At 75.2% G+C, this 19,119-nt stretch carries 8 protein-coding genes and 1 pseudogene; 1 reads left to right on the forward strand and 8 read right to left on the reverse strand.

The annotated features are described in order from the left end of the window. Positions 1-25: 25 nt before the first annotated feature. The 4 genes from LRS07_RS16540 to LRS07_RS16555 form a co-directional block, all read right to left on the reverse strand. Entirely contained in the window at positions 26-703 is a 678-nt protein-coding gene (locus tag LRS07_RS16540) for a P-loop NTPase family protein (RefSeq protein WP_260499063.1), read from the reverse strand. A gap of 148 nt (positions 704-851) precedes the next feature. Then, positions 852-2,609, reverse strand: a complete 1,758-nt coding sequence (flhF, locus tag LRS07_RS16545) for a flagellar biosynthesis GTPase FlhF (protein ID WP_260499064.1) — start codon at positions 2,607-2,609, stop codon at positions 852-854. A 337-nt stretch (positions 2,610-2,946) separates the two neighbouring features. Continuing rightward, positions 2,947-3,339, reverse strand: a complete 393-nt coding sequence (locus LRS07_RS16550) for a PilZ domain-containing protein (protein WP_260499065.1) — start codon at positions 3,337-3,339, stop codon at positions 2,947-2,949. 180 nt (positions 3,340-3,519) lie between these two features. Continuing rightward, complete coding sequence (locus LRS07_RS16555) at positions 3,520-4,497, reverse strand: recombination-associated protein RdgC (RefSeq protein ID WP_260499066.1); 978 nt, start codon at positions 4,495-4,497, stop codon at positions 3,520-3,522. A 146-nt stretch (positions 4,498-4,643) separates the two neighbouring features. Here LRS07_RS16555 and LRS07_RS16560 point away from each other — a divergent pair, with 146 nt between their 5' ends. Then, a complete protein-coding gene (locus LRS07_RS16560) occupies positions 4,644-5,351 on the forward strand; it encodes a DUF6515 family protein (RefSeq protein ID WP_260499067.1) in 708 nt (235 codons plus the stop codon). 13 nt (positions 5,352-5,364) lie between these two features. On the opposite strand, the gene LRS07_RS16565 is transcribed toward LRS07_RS16560, so the two are convergent. From LRS07_RS16565 to LRS07_RS16590, 4 genes and pseudogenes are all read right to left on the reverse strand, one after another. Continuing rightward, the gene (locus LRS07_RS16565; RefSeq protein WP_260499068.1) at positions 5,365-5,793 is read right to left on the reverse strand and encodes a hypothetical protein; all 429 of its coding nucleotides are present in this window, start codon (positions 5,791-5,793) and stop codon (positions 5,365-5,367) included. Between the two features lie 229 nt (positions 5,794-6,022). Beyond that, on the reverse strand, positions 6,023-7,981 hold the full coding sequence (locus tag LRS07_RS16570; RefSeq protein WP_409450556.1) for an SPM autocatalytic domain-containing protein: 1,959 nt from the start codon (positions 7,979-7,981) through the stop codon (positions 6,023-6,025). Between the two features lie 52 nt (positions 7,982-8,033). Further along, positions 8,034-16,778, reverse strand: a pseudogene (locus LRS07_RS16585) (hypothetical protein); the annotation flags it as partial. A gap of 162 nt (positions 16,779-16,940) precedes the next feature. Further along, positions 16,941-19,118 (reverse strand): CHASE2 domain-containing protein, encoded by a 2,178-nt coding sequence (locus tag LRS07_RS16590; RefSeq protein ID WP_260502140.1) that lies wholly within the window; start codon positions 19,116-19,118, stop codon positions 16,941-16,943. Position 19,119: the final 1 nt, after the last annotated feature.

Below are 19,119 nucleotides of genomic sequence, written 5' to 3' on the forward strand. Positions count from 1 at the left end.
GGGGAGGCTCCGGGCGGGTGCGGGGTCATTGGGGGCGGTGCGCGGCCGGGCCGGCGGCGAGGCGGGCGGCGGGCACGGGCATCGTGAAGGTGTCGTCGGACGGCGCCAGCTGGTCGCGGGCGATGCGCAGCAGCGCATCGGGCAGCGGCTCGTCGTCGGCCGCGGCGGGGTCGATGGCGGCCCAGTCGTGCAGCACGGCGCCGAGGAAGCGGTCGGCGCAGCTGGCCACGCGGTCGGCGATGGCGTCGCGGCGCGGCGAATGCTCGGCGGCCTCCAGCAGCAGGTCGAAGGTGGCCAGGCCGGTGCGCTGGTGCAGCAGCTTCATCGCGCCGTAGGCATGGGTGACGCTGGCCGGATGGTCGCTGGCCAGCAGCAGCGGGCGCACGGCCTGGCGGGTGAACAGTCGCGCCAGTTCGCCGGCGCTGGCGTGCACCAGCAGCACGTCCGCCTGCGGTGCGGCGGCCAGCGCCGCCTGCAGCAACCCGGCGCAGGAACCGCGGGCGTCGACATGGCGCAGCGGCAGGCCGCGGGCGGCGAGGTAGCCCACCTGCTCGTCGATCGGCTGCACGCAGGCGGCCAGGTCGAGTGCCGCGAGCTCGTGCGGCTCGGGCGCCGACTCGCCGGCGTCGAGCACCAGCACGCGGCGACCGAGCGCGACGAAGGCGCGCGCCAGGTCCTGCAGCAGCAGCGCGCCGAAGGCCACGTGGGGGTTGCTCGCCAGCGCGATGCAGCGGGTGGCGGGCCGGCCAGCGAACAGCCGGCGCAGGCCGTCGGCCTGGTCGAAGGGGATGCCGCTGGAGCGGGGGAGAGGACGTCGCGCATGCGGGGGGCGGGCAGCGGTCGGGTCGGTGTCAGGCGCGCGCGCCGGCCGCGTGGGCGCCGGTGTGGCGGGCGAAGATGAGGTTGACGTCGCTGGCGTCCATGCGCCAGGCGGCGCCCGGCTGGGCCTTCAGCGCGCGGTGCACCAGGGCCTGGGCCGACAGGCGGTGCCAGTCCTCCGGCACGCGCTGGCCGTTGGCCACCGCCAGCACCTTCAGCTTGTGGCGCAGCAGCGCGTCGACCGCCGGGGCCAGCTTCACCGCCTCGTCGAGCTTGGACAGCACCACGCCGCGGCACTGCGCCGCGCCCCAGGCCAGGATGACGTCTTCCAGCGTCTCGCCCTGGGCGGCGGCGTTGAGCACCAGCACCTTCTGGATCGAACGGTGGGCCAGCATGTCGAGCAGCTCGCGGGTGCGGCTGTCGCGCTGGGCCATGCCGGCGGTGTCGATCAGCACCATGCGCTTGGCCGACAGCAGTTCCAGCAGGTCTTCCAGCGAGGCACGGTCGTGCGCGGTGTGCACCGGCACGCCGAGGATGCGGCCGTAGGCCCGCAGCTGCTCGTGCGCGCCGACGCGGTAGGCGTCCAGCGTGATGAGGCCGAGGTTGGCGGCGCCGAACTTGGTGGCGAAGGCCGCGGCCAGCTTGGCGGTGGAGGTGGTCTTGCCGACGCCGGTGGAGCCGATCAGCGCGTAGACGCCGCCCTGGTCCTCCAGCGCCGGTTCCTGCTCGCCGGCGACGAGGTTGCGCGCCAGCACGCCGGCGGCCCAGGCGGCCTCATCGGGCGCGTCCATCGGCAGGCTCTCGGCCAGCTTGCGCACCAGGCCGGGCGAGAAGCCGTCGTCGAGCAGCTTCTGCGTCAGGCGGGCCTGCGCGGGATGGCGCTGCAGCTTCTCCATGAAGGCCAGGGCGCCGAAGCGCTCTTCGATCAGGCCCTTCATCGAGCGCAGCTCGTGCAGCATCTGCGCCGCGTCGCGGCGGGTCTCGGCCTGCGCGGCGGGCGCCACGGCGGGCGCCGGTTGAACGGGCGCGGCCTGCGCGGCGGCGGCGATCTCGTCGCGCAGCACCGGCGGCTGGCGCAACGGCTGCGGCCGGGCGGGCGGCACGGGCCGGCGCGCCGGGGCGGCGGCGGTCTCGGCGCGGCGCGGCGCGGCGTGCGCCGCGTCGGCCTCGAGCAGGGCCTGCTCGTCGAGGAACTCGTCGAAGGCGCTGGCCACCGGCGCCGCCGTGGCCGGCTCGAAGCGCGGCTCGACGCGGGCGGTGGTCGGCAGCGGCGCGTCGTCGAAGCGCGGCTCCTGGCGCTCGGTGCGCGAACGGGGCAGCGCGGGCCGGTCTTCCAGGCGCGCGTCGAAGGCCGATTCGGCGGCGGTGCGACCGTCGTCGACACCGGCCATCTCGGCCCGGCGGCGGCGCAGCATGCGCTCGCGCACATAGTCCTGGAACGACAGCGTGCTCATGGCCAGCTGCTCGACGTCGGTCTCCACCGGCTGCTCGGTCGCCGGCTGGCGCGGCCGGGTGATCACGGCCTTCAGCGCGGCGGCGGCGCTGCGCCGCGGCGGGGCGACGTGGCGCTCCTCCTCGGCGGTGGCGGGCTGGGCGGCGGGCGCGTTCACCACCGGCGCGCTGGCGGCCACGCGTTCGATCTGCTGCAGGCCGTCCGGCGCCATCGCCAGCACCTCGACGCCGTCGGCGCAGGGCTTGGTGGACAGCACCACCGCCTCGTCGCCGAAGGCCTGGCGCACCAGGTTCAGCGCGTCGCGCGAGGTGCGGCCGGTAAAGCGTTTGACGTTCATGCGGTGTCTCCGGTGCAGGCGGTTCGGTGGTCGCCGCCGCGCAGGACGGGTTGGCCGGTCGACGAGGCGACCGATGCGGGACAGTGTCCGCTCGCGACGCCCTGCCCCATGCCGCGATCAGCCGGCGCAAGGCGGCGCTTTTGACCCCGGCGGGGGACGGTGGCGAAGGGAACGGCGAGGCAGGACACGGACGGCAAGGAGGTGAGGACCTTGCGGCCATTGTTCCGGCCGGCCTGCGCGACTTAAGCGGGATAAGCGGAGGAAAAGACCGCCTCTCCCGGCGCGCGGTCGGCGCCGCCGCGCGGCGGTTCCCGGCGGCAGGCCGCCCGGCGCGGGCTCAGCCCCCGGCGGCGGGGGACGGTGCCGGCGTGGTGGCGGCGGTGCCGATCAGGGCTTCCAGCAGCCGTCGGTGGACGAGGCTGATCGACCGGATGTGCACGCCGGTCTCGAACTCGCGGCGGGTGAAGTCGCTGTGGCACAGCGAGACCTCGGCCTCGATCACCCGAGCGCTGCGACCGCCGGCGACGTGGACGAACACCCGGCCCTGCAGCACGTCGCGCGGCAGGGGCGTGGCATGGCGCAGGCCGAGCCCGTCGCCGCAGCCGTCGACCACCCGCACCGCCACCGGCGAGCGGGCATCCAGCTGCAGCAGGCCGTGCAGGGACAGCGGCACCCGGGGCGCGGTGCGGCGTTCGACGGACGGGAGGGGGGTGGAGGCGCCGGTCGTCATGGCTGGCGGTGGCGCACGGCCGGGGGCGAAGGGCAACAGGGCGACGACACGGGCAATGGCGGGATCACAGGGGAGCGGAAGCGGTGCGACCGAGTATGCCGGGGGGCCTGCGGGGCGCCAATGCGCCCCAACCGTCCACCGCCCCCGAGGCGGGGTAGTGGTTCCTCGCCGGCGTCGGCGTCAGAACGGCACGGAGGCCAGGTCCTGCGCCGCGTCGGCCGGTGGCCGGTCCGCCGAAGCGGCCGGTGCCGGCGACGCGGCCGGTGGCGGCAGCCCTTCGCCACCCAGCGCCAGCACCAGGTCGGGCAGCAGGCGCGACAGCTCGCCGGTGACCAGCGCCGCGTCGGCGTCGAAGCCGCCATCGTCGTCGTGGCCGTCGAGCGCCGCGTCGAGCAGCTGGATGCGCTTGAGCGCCAGCCCCTCGGTGAGCACGAAGGAGACGCGCTCGTCCCAGGTCATCGCCAGCTGCGTCGGCCGCTTGCCTTCGGCGATGTGGGCCACCACCTCGTCGAGGTCCAGCGTGTGGCGGGCGTAGCGCACGGTGGCCTTCTCGCTGTCGGGCTGGCGCAGTTCGCAGTCGCGGTCGATGGTGAAGCCGGGCGGCGCCTCGCGGGCGGTCAGCCATTCGGCCATCGCGGCGCCCGGCGACACCTGCGTCTGCAGCGGCTCGATGCGCAGGCCGGTGCCCAGCGCCTCGCGCAGCAGGCTCAGCAGCGCGTCGGCGCGGGCCGGGCTGCCGGCGCCGACCACCACCCGGCCGCTGTCCAGGCTGACCCAGACCCAGTGGCTGGAGGTTTTCGGGAAGGCGCGCGGCAGCAGCGCGTGCACCACCTCCTCCTTGAGCTCCTTGCTGCGCTTGCCGCGCGGCCGGCGGCCGGTCTCGCGCTCGACCGCGTCGAGCCGGGCCTCGAGCTGCTCGCGCACCACGCCGGCGGGCACCGCCTTGCGCTCGTGGCGCAGCAGCAGCAGCCACTGGCCGGCGACGCTTTCCAGCAGCGGGCCGTGCGGCTCGCCGCGCGGCGGCACCCAGCCCATGGCCTGGGCCTCGGAAGGGCCGCAGCCGGCGAAGCGCTGCGACTGCAGGCGTTCCTCGACGGTGGCCAGCGTGGGCGCGGCGTCGGCCACGGCCAGGGAGAAGACAAGGGCGTTCTTGAACATCGGATCGCGCGGGGCGCCCGCCGCGCCGGGACGGCGGACGGGCCTGGCCAAAGGGCGCGGATTCTAGAGGGCGGCCGTCGGCCGGCCGTCCCGCCAATGGCCATCGGTTTGACAGGGCCGGTGCACGGTGCGAGGCTGCCCGCACCATGCACGCCGTCCTGCCCTCACGCCCTGCCGCTCTGTGCGCGGCGCACCTGGTGGCGCCGCTGGCGCTGGCCGCCGCGCTGCTCGCCGCCCTGCCCGCCGCGGCGCGCGACGGCGTGCGCAGCTGGCACGGCGGTTCGCGCGGTGGGCCGGCCGCGGTCCGGCCCGGGCCGCCGCCCGCGTTCGTCCACCGGCCGGGCTGGGGCGCCGGGCCGGGCTGGGGCGCACCGGCCTGGCGGCCGCCGGCGCATTACCACCGGCCGTGGCCGGTGTATGGCCACCGCCCCTGGCCGGGCTACGGCTGGGTGGTGCCGGTGCTGCCGGTGGCGGCCGCCACGGTCTGGATCGGCGGCTCGCCGTACCACCGCTGGGGCGGCGGCTGGTACGCGCCGCTGCCGGGGGGCGGCTACCAGGCGGTGCCGGCGCCGCCCGGGGTGGTCGAGGCCGTGCCGCCGGGGCCGCCGGACCCTCGGGTGACGCCGCGATTCGGCCAGTCGCCGGTGCAGGCGGAGGTCGACATCCAGGACTGCAACCGGCTGGCCGCGCTGGACGCGGCGGCGCAGGCCGATGCGCAGGAGTTCCAGCGCCAGGTCGCCGCCTGCCTGGACGGCCGCGGCTACACGGTGGCGCCGGCGACCGCCGCGCCGCAGGCCGCCGCGCCCGCCGCGACGGCGCCCGTTCCACCGGCCGCGCCGTCGCCCGCGCCCTGACGCCGCCCCGGCCTCAGGCCAGGCCCAGCCGCAGCGCGGCGTCGTCGCGGGCGGCCGACCGCAGCTCGGCGAGCAGCCCTTCGGCGCGGCGCTCGATGACGTCGAGCAGCGAGGCGACGGCGGCCAGCTGGCCGGTCTCGCGCAGCTGCTCCACCGCCGATTGGCAGAGGTCGGCGACCAGGCCGCCCTTCTGCAGGTGGCAGTAGCCGGCCAGCGCCCGCACGCTGTCGAGCACCGCGGCCGCGTCGCCACCCAGGCGGCGCGCGCGCAGCTCCTGGAGCTGGCGGGCGATGCCCAGGCCGGCCCCGACCAGCACCTGCTCCAGCAGGCCCTGCCGGCCCTTGGGATCGAGGTGTCCGAGGCGCTGCAGCACCGGCTCGTCGAGCAGCCGCTGCGCACGCGAGCGGCGCAGGCGCAGGTCCTCGCCGGTGACGCGGCGCACCGTGCGGGTCAGCCAGGGACGCAGGGAGGCGGGGGGCGGGGATCATCGACGGCTCCTCACGGCCCAGCACGTCGGGCCGTGAGCCCATTCTGCGGTGGGCCCGGCGACCGCCACGCCCCATGAGCCGGGGGCCTGGGGCCCCGGCAGGCGTGACAAAAGACAAGGCCCCGGCGGCCGCCTCGCGGCGCCCCCGGGGCCCGTCAACCCCCTCACCCTCTCCTTGTGTGCGTCAGATCAGCGGCAGGTGCTTCTGTTCGTCCGGGTTCAGCAGCGCCTGCCGGTCGACCAGCGTCGCCTGCGCGGTGCCCGCCGCCGGCGCCGGTGCGGCGGCCGGTGCCGGGCTCGCGCCCAGCACGTCACCGGTCGGCGCCGACAGCAGGTCGGCCAGGGGCGGCGCCGCCGGCGCCGTGTCCTTGGCGAACCAGACGTCGGCCACCTGGTGGCTCTGGCCGTCGGCGGCGGTGTAGCTGCCGACCAGGCCCAGCAGGTTGCCGTTGTCGGTCTGCGTGCCCTTCTGGTGGGCCAGCCCGATCTCGGTGATGCCGAGGTCGACCAGGCCCTTCAGCTCGCCGATGTCGGTCTTGCCGTCGTGGTTGCCGTCGACCCAGACCTTGAGCTGGTTCCAGTGCTCGTCCTTCGCGTTGAGCACGCCGTCGTGGTTGCTGTCCTCCAGCGCCATGGCGGCGTAGCCGTTGCCGACGCGCTGGCCGGCGGCGTTGAGCGTGCCGCCACCGAACAGCTCGCGGCCGTCGTTGATCACACCGTCGCCGTTGCGGTCCATCACCAGCAGGCCGTCGCCGGCGCCGACCCAGCCGACCTTGTGGGTCGAGCCGGTGGCGTTGACGTCGAAGTGCACGCCCTGGCCGGCGGCCAGCGTCTGCACGCCGTTGCCGTCGAGGTCGAGCACGATCGGCGTGGCGCCGACCATGGCGTCGATCTGGCCCGGCGCCGTCATCGCCGCGATGTCCTCGGTCTCGAAGGCCGAGACCTGGGTCATGTCCATCGCCGCGATGTCGCGGGTCTCCAGCGAGAAGGCCTGCTCGGTGGTCAGGGCCACGATCTGGTCGGTGGTCAGGCCGTCGATCTGCGCCGTGGTGAAGGCGACGATGTGGGCCGTCGTCAGCGCCTGGATCTGGTCGGTCGTCAGCGCATGGATCTGGTCGCTGCCGAAGGCGGCGAACTGCGCCGTCGTCAGCGCCTGCAGGTCGGCCGTCTCCAGCGCCATCACCTGGTCGGTGGACAGCGCATGCACCTGGGCGGTGGTCAGCGCGGCGACCTGGTGGGTCTCCAGCGCGTTCAACTGCTCGGTCGTCCACTGCGAGATCGAGGTGGTCGACAGCGCCCGCAGGTCGGCCGTCTCCAGCACCGAGATCTGCTCGGTGGTGAAGGCGTCCACCTGCGCCGTCGTCAGGCCGGCGAACTGGGCGGTGGACAGCGCCACCACCTGGGCGGTGCCCAGCGCCGCCACATCGGCCGCGTCGAGGGCCCGCAGCTGCGCGGTGTTCCACGCCACCAGGTCGGCGGTGTCGATCGCGCTCACCTGGTCGGAGGTCAGCGCCGCCACCTGCGCGGTCGAGAACGCGGCGAACTGCGCCGTGCCCATCGCCTGCAGGTCGGCGGTCTCCAGCGCCGCCACCTGGTCGGTGGACAGGCCCTGCACCTGCGCCGTGGTCAGCGCCGCGGCCTGCGCGGTGCCCAGCGCGTTGAGCTGGTCACTGCCCCAGGCGCGCAGTTCGGCCGTGGTCATCGCCCGCAGGTCCTGCGTCTCGATGGCGGCGATCTGGTCGGTGGTCATGGCGGCCACCTGCGCGGTGGTCAGCCCGGCGAACTGGGCCGTGCCGAGCGCGCGGATCTGGTCGCTGCCCAGGGCGGCGAAGTCGGCGGTCTCGATCGCCCGCAGCTGCGCCGTGCTGAGCGCGGCCAGGTCGGCCGTCTGCAGCGCCATCACCTGGTCGGAGCCCAGGGCCTGCAGCTGCGCCGTGGTCAGCGCCGCCGCCTGCGCGGTGGTCAGCGCCTGCAGGTCGTCGGTCTGCATCGCCGCCACCTGGGCGGTGGTCAGGCCGGCCACCTGCGCGGTGGTGAGCTGGCTCACCTGCAGGGTGGTCAGGGCGTTGAGCTGGTCGCTGCCGAGCGCGCCGAGCTGGGCGGTGGACAGCGCCCGCAGGTCGGCCGATTCCAGCGCGATCACCTCGTCGGTGGTCAGGGGCCGCGATCTGCGCGGTGCGCAGCGCGGCGACCTGCGCCGTGGTCAGCGCCGCCAGGTCGGCGGTCTCCAGCGCGACGATCTGGTCGGTGGTCAGGCTGGCGACCTGGGCGGTCGTCAGCGCGGCCACCTGCGCCGTGGTCAGGGCGCGCAGGTCGTCGCTTTCAAGGGCGGCCACTTGCGCGGTGGTCAGGCCGGCCACCTGGGCCGTCGTCAGCGCGGCGGCTTCCGCCGTCGTCAGCGCGACCACCTGGTCGGTGGTCAGCGCGCGGACCTGCGCGGTGGACAGCGCCCGCAGGTCGGCCGTCTCCAGCGCCTGGATCTGGTCCGTCGTCAATGCGGCCACCTGGGCGGTGGTCAGCGCCGCGGCCTGCGCCGTCCTCAGCGCCACCACCTCGTCGGTGGTCAGCGCCTGGATCTGCGCGGTGCCGAAGGCGCGCACCTGCGCCGTCGTCAGCGCGGCGACGTCGGCCGTCTCCAGCGCGGCCACCTGGTCGGTGGTCAGCGCGGTCACCTGCACCGTGGTCAACGACGCGATCTGTGCCGTGGTCAGGGCGCGCAGGTCATCGCTTTCCAAGGCCGCCACCTGCGCGGTGGTCAGGCCGGCCACCTGCGCGGTGGTCAGCGCCGCCGCCTGGCCGGTGGTCAGCGCGATCACCTGGTCGGTGGTCAGCGCCACCACCTGGGCGGTGCTCAGGGCGCGCAGCTCGGACGAGGTCAGCGCCACCACCTGGTCGGTGGTGAAGGCGGCGACCTGCGCCGTGGCCAGGCCGGCCACCTGCGAGGTGGTCAGCGACGACACCTGGTCGGTGGTCAGCGCCTGCACCTGGTCGCTGCCGAAGGCGCGCAGCTGCGCGGTCGACAGCGCCCGCAGGTCGGCGCTCTCCAGCGCCTGGACCTGGTCGGTGGTGAACGCGGCCACCTGCGTGGTGGTCAGCGCCGCGGCCTGCGCCGTCCTCAGCGCGACCACCTCGTCGGTGGTCAGCGCCTGGACCTGCGCGGTGCCGAAGGCGCGCACCTGCGCCGTGGTCAGCGCCGCCAGGTCGGCGGTCTCCAGCGCGACGATCTGGTCGGTGGTCAGGCCGGCGACCTGGGCGGTCGTCAGCGCGGCCACCTGCGCCGTGGTCAGGGCGCGCAGGTCGTCGCTTTCAAGGGCGGCCACTTGCGCGGTGGTCAGGCCGGCCACCTGGGCCGTCGTCAGCGCGGCGGCTTCCGCCGTCGTCAGCGCGACCACCTGGTCGGTGGTCAGCGCGCGGACCTGCGCGGTGGACAGCGCCCGCAGGTCGGCCGTCTCCAGCGCCTGGATCTGGTCCGTCGTCAATGCGGCCACCTGGGCGGTGGTCAGCGCCGCGGCCTGCGCCGTCCTCAGCGCCACCACCTCGTCGGTGGTCAGCGCCTGGATCTGCGCGGTGCCGAAGGCGCGCACCTGCGCCGTCGTCAGCGCGGCGACGTCGGCCGTCTCCAGCGCGGCCACCTGGTCGGTGGTCAGCGCGGTCACCTGCACCGTGGTCAACGACGCGATCTGTGCCGTGGTCAGGGCGCGCAGGTCATCGCTTTCCAAAGCCGCCACCTGCGCGGTGGTCAGGCCGGCCACCTGCGCGGTGGTCAGCGCCGCCGCCTGGCCGGTGGTCAGCGCGATCACCTGGTCGCTGCCCAGGGCGCGCAGCTGCGCGGAGGACAGCGAGCGCAGGTCGGCCGTCTCCAGCGCCTGCACCTGGTCGGTGGTCAGCGCCTGCACTTCGGCGGTGGTCAGCGCCGCGGCCTGCGCGGTCTTCAGCGCCACCACCTCGTCGGTGGTCAGCGCCTGGATCTGTGCGGTGCCGAAGGCGCGCACCTGCGCCGTGGTCAGCGCGGCCAGGTCGGCGGTCTCCAGGTTGGCCACCTGCTCGGTGGTCAGCGCGGCGACCTGCGTGGTGGTCAGCGAGGCCACCTGCGCCGTCGTCAGGGCGCGCAGGTCGTCGGTCTCGAGGGCCACCACCTGGGCGGTGGTGAGGGCGGCCACCTGCGCGGTGGTCAGCGCCGCCGCCTGCGCCGTGGTCAGCGCCACCACCTGGTCGGTGGTCAGCGCGCCGATCTGCGCGGTGGACAGCGCGCGCAGGTCGGCCGTCTCCAGCACCTGCACCTGGTCGGTGGTCAGCGCGGCGACCTGCGCGGTGGCCAGGCCGGCCACCTGCGCGGTGCTCAGCACCGGCACCTGGTCGGTGGTCAGCGCCTGCACCTGGTCGCTGCCGAAGGCGCGCAGTTGCGCGGTCGACAGCGCCCGCAGGTCGGCGCTCTCCAGCGCCTGCACCTGGTCGGTGGTCAGCGCCGCCACCTGCGTGGTGGTCAGCGCCGCGGCCTGCGCCGTCTTCAGCGCGATCACCTCGTCGGTGGTCAGCGCCCGGATCTGGTCGGTGGAGAAGGCACGCACCTGGGCCGTCGTCAGCGCGGCCAGGTCGGCGGTCTCCAGCGCCGCCACCTGGTCCGTGGTCAGGCCGGCCACCTGGGCCGTGGTCAGCGCCACGGTCTGCGCGGTGCTCAGGGCGCGCAGGTCATCGGTCTCCAGCGCAGCCACCTGGGCGGTGGTCAGCGCGGCCACCTGGGCGGTGGTCAGCGCGGCGGCTTCGGCGGTGGTCAGCGCGATCACCTGGTCGGTGGTCAGCGCGCGGACCTGCGCCGTCGACAGCGCGCGCAGGTCGGCCGTCTCCAGCGCCTGCACCTGGTCCGTCGTCAGCGCCGCCACCTGGGCGGTGGTCAGCGCCGCGGCCTGCGCCGTCTTCAGCGCGATCACCTCGTCGGTGGTCAGGGCCTGGATCTGGTCGGTGGAGAAGGCGCGCACCTGGGCCGTCGTCAGCGCGGCGACGTCGGCGGTCTCCAGGTTGGCCACCTGCTCGGTGGTCAGCGCGGCGACCTGGGCCGTGGTCAGCGCCACGACCTGCGCCGTGCCGAGCGCCCGCAGGTCGTCGGTCTCCATCGCCGCCACCTGCGCGGTGGTCAGCGCGGCCACCTGGGCGGTGGTCAGCGCGGCGACCTGGGCGGTGTCGAGCACGTTGAACTGCTCGGTGCTCAGCGCCACCAGCTGCGCGGTGGTCATCGCCCGCAGCTCGGCGGTGGTGAGGACGTCGATCTGGTCGGTGCCGAGAGCGGCCACCTGGGCCGTCGTCAGGCCGGCCACCTGCAGGGTGGTCAGCACCGGCACCTGGTCGGTGGTGATGGCGTCGATCTGCTCGGTGCCCAGCGCCCGCACCTGTGCGGTGGACAGCGCCCGCAGGTCGGCGGACTCGATCACCGGCACCTGGTCGGTGGTCAACGCGGCGATCTGCGCGGTGGTCAGCGCGGCGGCCTGCGCCGTGGTCAGCGCGATCACCTCGTCGGTGGTCAGCGCCTGGACCTGCGCGGTGCCGAAGGCACGCACCTGGGCCGTCGTCAGCGCGGCGAAGTCGGCCGTCTCCAGCGCGGCCACCTGGTCGGTGGTCAGGCTGGCCACCTGCGCCGTGGTCAGCGCCACGTGCTGGGCGGTGCTCAGGGCGCGCAGGTCATCGGTCTCCAGCGCAGCCACCTGGGCGGTGGTCAGCGCGGCCACCTGGGCGGTGGTCAGCGCGGCGGCTTCGGCGGTGGTCAGCGCGATCACCTGGTCGGTGGTCAGCGCGCGGACCTGCGCCGTCGACAGCGCGCGCAGGTCGGCCGTCTCCAGCGCCTGCACCTGGTCCGTCGTCAGCGCCGCCACCTGGGCGGTGGTCAGCGCCGCGGCCTGCGCCGTCTTCAGCGCGATCACCTCGTCGGTGGTCAGGGCCTGGATCTGGTCGGTGGAGAAGGCGCGCACCTGGGCCGTCGTCAGCGCGGCGACGTCGGCGGTCTCCAGGTTGGCCACCTGCTCGGTGGTCAGCGCCACCACCTGCGCGGTCGTCAGCGCAGCGGTCTGGGCGGTGGACAGGGCCCGCAGGTCATCGGTCTCGATGGCGGCCACCTGGGCCGTCGTCAGGCCGGCCACCTGGGCGGTGGTCAGCGCCGCGGCCTGGGCCGTGGTCAGCGCGATCACCTGGTCGGTGCCGAGGGCGCCGAGCTGCGCGGTGGACAGCGCGCGCAGGTCCGTCGTCTCCAGCACCTGCAGCTGGTCGGTGGTCAGGGCGGCGACCTGCGCCGTCGTCAGGCCGGCCACCTGCGCGGTGGTCAGCACCGGCACCTGGTCGGTGGTCAGCGACTGGATCTGGTCGCTGCCGAGCGCACGGAGCTGCGCCGTCGACAGCGCCCGCAGGTCGGCCGACTCCATCGCCGGCAGCTGGTCGGTGGTCAACGCCGCCACCTGGGCGGTGGTCAGGGCCGCGGCCTGGGCCGTGGTCAGCGCGATCACCTCGTCGGTGGTCAGCGCCTGCACGTGGTCGGTGGTGAGCGCGCGCACCTGGGCGCTGTTCAGCGCGGCCAGGTCGGCGGTTTCCAGGTTCGCCACCTGCTCGGTGGTCAGGCCGGCCACCTGCGCGGTGGTCAGCGCCACGGTCTGCGCGGTGGTCAGGGCCCGCAGGTCATCGGTCTGCAGCGCGGCCACCTGGGCCGTGGACAGGCCGGCGACCTGCGCGGTGGTCAGCGCGGCCGCCTGCTCGGTGGTCAGCGCGACGACCTGGTCGCTGCCCAGCGCCCGCAGCTGCGAGGTGGAGAGCGCGCGCAGGTCGGACGTCTCCAGCGCCTGCACCTGGTCGGTGGTCAGCGCGGCCACTTGGGCGGTGGTCAGCGACGCCGCCTGCACGGTGCTGAGGGCCTGGATCTGCGCCGTGCTCAGCGCCTGGATCTGGTCGGTGCCGAGCTGGCGCAAAGCCGCCGTGGTCAGCGCGGCCATGTCCTGCGTCTGGATGGCCTGCACCTGCTCGGTGCCGATGACGCCGGCCTGCACGGTGGTCAGCGCCGCCGCCTGGGCGGTGCTCAGCGCCTCGATGTTGGTGGTGGACAGGCCGGCCACCTGGGCCGAGTTCAGCCCGGCGATCTGCTGCGTGGTGAGCGCGGCGAACTGCTCGGTGGTCAGCGCGTTCAGCTGGTCGGTGCCGAGGGCGCCGAGCTGCGCCGTGGACAGCGCCCGCAGGTCGGCGGTTTCCAGCACCTGCACCTGGTCGGTGGTCAGGGCGGCGACCTGGGCGGTCCCAAGGCCGGCCACCTGCGCGGTGCTGAGCACCGGCACCTGGTCGGTGGTCAGGGCGACGACCTGGTCGCTGCCGAGGGCGCGCAGCTGGGCGGTGGACAGCGCCCGCAGGTCGGCGGACTCGATCACCGGCAACTGGTCGGTGGTCAGCGCGGCGACCTGCGCCGTCGTCAGCGCGGCGGCCTGTGCCGTGGTCAGCGCGACCACCTCGTCGGTGGTCAGCGCCTGCACCTGGTCGCTGCCGAAGGCACGCACCTGCGCGGTGGTCAGCGCGGCGAAGTCGGCGGTCTCCAGCGCCTGCACCTGGTCGGTGGTCAGCGCCGCGACCTGCGCGGTGGTCAGCGCCACGGTCTGCCCGGTGCTCAGGGCGCGCAGGTCATCGGTCTCCAGCGCGGCGACCTGGGCGGTGCTGAGGCCGGCCACCTGCGCGGTGGTCAGCGCCGCCGCTTCGGCGGTCGTCAGGGCGACGACCTGGTCGGTGGTGAGCGCGCGCAACTGCGCGGTGGACAGGGCGCGCAGGTCGCCGGTCTCCAGCGCCTGCACCTGGTCGGTGGTCAGGGCGGCGACCTGCGCCGTGGTCAGCGCCGCGGCCTGGGCGGTGGTCAGCACCGGCACCTGGTCGGTGGTCAGCGCGATCACCTGGTCGGTGGTCAGGGCGCGCACCTGGGCGGTGGTCAGCGCGGCGACGTCGGCGGTCTCCAGCGCCGCCACCTGCTCGGTGGTGAGCGCGGCGACCTGGGCCGTGGTCAGCGACGCCACCTGCGCGGTGGTCAGCGCCTGCAGGTCGTCGGTCTGCACCGCGGCCACCTGGGCCGTCGCCAGGCCGGCCACCTGGGCCGTCGTCAGCGCGGCCACCTGGCCGGTGGTCAGCGCGTTGAACTGGTCGCTGCCCAGCGCGTTGAGCTGGCCGGTGGACAGCGCGCGCAGGTCGGACGTCTCCAGCACCTGCAGCTGGTCGGTGGTCAGGGCGGCGACCTGCGCCGTCGTCAGGCCGGCGACCTGGGCGGTGGTCAGCACCGGCACCTGGTCGGTGGTCAGCGCCTGCACCTGGTCGCTGGTCAGCGCGCGCAGCTGCGCGGTGGACAGCGCGCGCAGGTCGGCCGACTCCAGCGCCCGCAGCTGGTCGCTGGTCAGGGCGGCGACCTGCGCCGTCGTCAGCGCGGCGGCCTGGGCCGTGGTCAGCGCGATCACCTCGTCGGTGGTCAGCGCCTGGACCTGGGCGGTGCCGAGGGCGCGGACCTGCGCCGTGGTCAGCGCCGCGACGTCGGCGGTCTCCAGCGCGGCCACCTGGTCGGTGGTCAGCGCGGCCACCTGCGCCGTGGTCAGGGCGGCGGTCTGTGCGCTGCTGAAGGCGCGCAGGTCGTCGGTCTCCAGTGCGGCGACCTGGGCCGTCGTCAGGCCTGCGATCTGCGCGGTGGTCAGGGCGGCGGCCTCGGCGGTGGTCAGCGCGATCACCTGGTCGGAGCCCAGGGCGCGGACCTGCGCCGTGGACAGGGCGCGCAGGTCACCGGTCTCCAGCGCCTGCACCTGGTCGGTGGTCAGCGCGGCGACCTGGGCGGTGGTCAGCGCGGCGGCCTGGACCGTCGTCAGCACCGGCACCTGGTCGGTGGTCAGCGCCTGCACCTGGTCGGTGGACAGCGCACGGATCTGCGCGGTGGTCAAGGCGGCGACGTCGGCGGTCTCCAGCGCCGCCACCTGCTCGGTGGTCAGCGCCGCGACCTGCGCCGTCGTCAGGCCGGCCACCTGCGCGGTGGTCAGCGCCTGCAGGTCATCGGTCTGCAGGGCGGCGACCTGGGTGGTGGTCAGCCCGGCGAGCTGGCCGGTGGTGAGCGCGGCCACCTGGTCGGTGCCCAGCGCGTTGAGCTGATCGGTGCCGAGGGCGCCGATCTGGGCGCTGGACAGCGCGCGCAGCTCGGCCGAGGTCAGCACCTGCACCTGGTCGGTGGTCAGCACGGCCACCTGATCGGTGGCCAGGCTGTTCACCTGCGCGGTGGTGAGCACCGGCACCTGGTCGGTGGTCAGCGCCAGCACCTGGTCGCTGCCGAGCGCGCGGATCTGCGCGGTGGACAGGGCGCGCAGGTCGGCGCTTTCCAGGGCGGCCACCTGGTCGGTGGTCAGCGCGGCCACCTGGGCGGTGGTCAGGGCGGCGGCCTGGGCCGTCGTCAGCGCGATCACGCCGTCGGTGGTCAGCGACTGCAGGTCGGCGCTGCCCAGCGCCCGCACCTGCGCCGTGGTCAGCGCGGCGACGTCGGCCGTCTCCAGCGCGGCGACCTGGTCGGAGGTCAGCGCCACCACCTGCGCGGTGGTCAGCGCGGCGGTCTGCGCGGTGGTCAGGGCGCGCAGGTCATCGGTCTCCAGCGCGGCGACCTGCGCCGTCGCCAGGCCCGCGACCTGGGTGGTGGTCAGCGCGGCGACCTGCTCGGTGGTCAGCGCGATCACCTGGTCGGTGCCCATCGCCGCCAGCTGGGCGGTGGACAGCGCGCGCAGCTCCGCCGAGGTCAGCGCCTGCACCTGGTCGGTGGTGAAGGCGGCGACCTGCGCGGTGCCGAGGCCGGCCACCTGCGCGGTGGTCAGCAGCGGCACCTGGTCGGTGGTCAGGGCATGGACCTGGTCGCTGCCGAAGGCGCGCAGCTGCGCGGTCGACAGCGCCCGCAGGTCGGCCGACTCCAGCGCCATGACCTGGTCGGAGGTCAGCGCCGCCACCTGCGCGGTGGTCAGCGCGGCGGCCTGGGCGGTGGTCAGGGCGACGATCTGCGCGGTGGACAGCGCCTGCACGTCGTCGGTGCCCAGCTGGCGCAGCGCGCCGGTGCTCATCGCGCCCAGGTCGTGCGTCTCCAGCGCCTGCACCTGGGCCGAGTTCAGCACCGCGGCCTGGGCGCTGGTGATGACACCCACCTGCGCGGTGCCCAGCGCCTCGACGTTGGCGGTGACCATGCCGGCCACCTGCGCGGTGGTCAGGCCGACGATCTGCTGCGTGGTCAGCGCGGCGACCTGGCCGGTGCCCAGCGCGTTGAACTGCTCGCTCGACCAGGTGCCGATGGCGGCGGTGGACAGCACCTGCAGGTCACGCGTCTCCAGCGCGGCGATCTGCCCAGTGGCCAGCGCGTCGACCTGCGCCGTGGTCAGGCTGCCCACCTGCGCGGTGGACAGCGCGACGACGGCGTCGGTGTTCAGCGCGGCCAGCGCGTCGCTGGCCAGCGCGCGCACGGCGGCGGTGGACAGGGCGGCGACGTCGGCGGTCTCGATGGCGGCGAGCTGGTCGCTGACCAGCGCGGCGGCCTGCGTGCTCGACAGCGCGGCGAAGTGCTGGCTGCCCAGCGCCGTGAAGTTGTCGGTGGCCAGGGCGTGCAGCTGCGCGGTGGAGAAGGCGGCCACCTGCTCGGTGGTGAGCGCGCCCATCTGGTCGGTGGTCAGCGCGTTGACCTGGTCGCTGCCGAAGGCGCGGATGCCGGCCGAGCTGATCTGCTGCAGGTCCTGCGTCTCGAAGGCCGCGATCTGATCAGAACCCAGCACCGCCAGGCCGGCGGTGGCGATGGCCCTCACCTGCGCCGTGCCCAGCGCGATGATCTGGTCCGAGCTGAACGCCAGCCAGTCCTCGGTGGTGAGGCGCGAGATCGTCGTCGTCGACAACGCGGCGATCTGCGAGGTGCTCAGGCTGGAGATGATCGAGGCCATTGAAAGGGTCCTGGTCCGTTGTCCTGTGGCGGTCCGGGTTCACCCTCTTCAGCGGGCAGCCGGACCTTCGTCGTCCGGTTATCGGCCTGCCGGCCCTGCGACTTGAAATGAAATGCGACCGGCGTTCCGGTGCCATTTCACGGGCCGCGGTGGGCCCCTCGGTCACTTGTCGCCGAGGCGGATCGGCTCGGCCTCGCGGCCGGCGGCCAGGCGGTCGCGCTGCAGGGCCGGCAGCGGGTCGTCGGGGCGGGCGGCCGCCAGCGCGCTGAAAGCCCGCAGCGCCTCCTGGCGCCGGCCCTCGCGCAGCAGCGTCCAGGCCGCCAGGTAGTCGAGGTCGGGCGGGCCGTCCAGCGGCTCGTGCAGCAGCAGCGGCTGGCGCTTGCCGTACAGCAGCACCGGACCTATCGGCCGCGCCAGCACGCCGGGGCAGCCGGCCAGCGTGGCATCCGACACGCAGATCCAGGTGCCGAGGTGCTTGTTGGCGCCCTCGATGCGCGCCGCGGTGTTCACCGGGTCGCCGAGCGCGCGGTAGTCGAACATCGTGCGGCCGCCGAAGTTGCCGACGATGACCTCGCCCGAGTGCACGCCGATGCGGGTGCGGCCGAAGGGCTGGCCCTGCGCGGTCAGCTCGGCCGCGTAGCCGTCGGCGAAGCGGCGCATGGCCAGCGCGCAGCGCAGCGCACGTTCCCGGTGGTCGGCCTGCTCCACCGGCGCGGAGAACATCACCACCACCGCGTCGCCGACGATGCGGTCCAGCGTGCCGTCGTGTTCGAAGGCGATGGCGACCATGCGGTCGAGGTAGTGGTTGAGCAGGTTCACCGCCTGCGCCGGGTCCAGCCGCTCCATCTGGCCGGTGAACCCGGCGAGGTCGGTGAAGACGAAGGTGCATTGCTGGCGCCGCCCGCCGAGCACCAGCGCCTCCGGCCGTTCGGCCAGGTGGCGGACCAGGTTCGGCGAGACGTAGCGCGAGAAGGCGTCGCGCATCCAGCGCTGGCGGCGTTCGGCATGCTGGTGCCGCAGCACGCTGCACAGGCCGGCGCCGGCCAGGGCGGCCAGCACGGCCAGCGACGGGTCGAGCAGCCAGCCCGGGCCGACGAAGGCGCCCCAGCCGAGCAGGGCCAGCAACGCCACCAGCGCCAGCGCGGCCAGCGCCGAAGCCGCCGCTCCCGTCGCCAGGGCGGTGCCCCCGGCCGCCAGGGCGGCCGCCGCGGCGGTGCCGGTCTCGGCCGCGGCGGCCCAGCGCGGGCGCTGCAGCGGGTGCTCGCCCAGCGCCTGCTCCAGCGCCTGGGCGTGGATGTCGACGCCGGGGATGACGCCACCCTGCGGGCTGAAGCGCAGGTCGAGCAGGCCCTGCGCCGACGTGCCGACCAGCACGATGCGGCCGTCGAGCCGGGCGCGGTCGATGCGGCCCTCGAGCACCGCCCAGGCCGGCAGGCGGGTCGACGGGGCGGGGGCGGCGTAGTGGACCCAGAGCTCGCCGGTGGGGGTGGTGGGCAGCGCGACGTCGCCGATGCGCACGCCGCGCAGCGCCGGGCGGGAGCCGCCGTGCAGGTCGACCTCCAGCCGGCGCGCGCCGAGGCCAACGCGCAGCGCCTCGGCCATCAGCGACGGGTGCACCTGGTCGCGGTAGCGGGCGACCAGCGGCACCCGGCGCACGACGCCGTCGTCGTCGGGCACGAAGCTGAGCACGCCGACGCCGGCCGCCGCCGCGGCCAGCGCGGGCAGCGGCCCGACGGCGTCCTCGTGCCGCGGCAGCGCGTGCAGCAGCGCGTCGGGCGGCGCGTCGCCGCGGGCGATGACCATGGCCTTGGGCGCCTGCAGCGGTGGCGCACCGGGCACCGGGGTGCTGTTCAGGGCCAGGCCGAGCACCACCCGGCCACGGCGCAGCGTGTCGGCCAGCAGCGTGTCGTGGTCGGGCAGCGCGGCCAGCGCCGGTGCCAGCCGCTGCGCCAGCGCGGGCGCCGGCTGCCACAGCGACAGCGCCGCGCGCGGCGAGGTGCGGTCCGGCTCGGCGAACACGACGTCGAAGACGATGGCGGCCGCGCCGGCGGCCTGCAGGGCCGAGGTCAGCGCCGCCACCTGCGGCCGCGGCCAGGGCCACTGGCCGACCCGGCGCAGGCTCTCGTCGTCGAGGTCGACCACCACCACCGGCGGGTCGTCCGACTCGGCCCTCGGGTGCAGCCGCTGGTAGTGGTCGAACACCGCATGGCGCAGCTGCACCAGCGGGCGCCACTCGGCCAGGCCGACGAAGAGGACGAGCACGGCCAGCGCCAGCGGCAGCAGCGCGCTGGCCCGCGGCAGCGCGGCGCGCGGCGGCTCGCGGTGGGCCGCGCCGGCCACG

Origin of the sequence: Aquabacterium sp. J223 (assembly GCF_024666615.1) — a bacterium.
Taxonomy (GTDB): domain Bacteria; phylum Pseudomonadota; class Gammaproteobacteria; order Burkholderiales; family Burkholderiaceae_C; genus J223.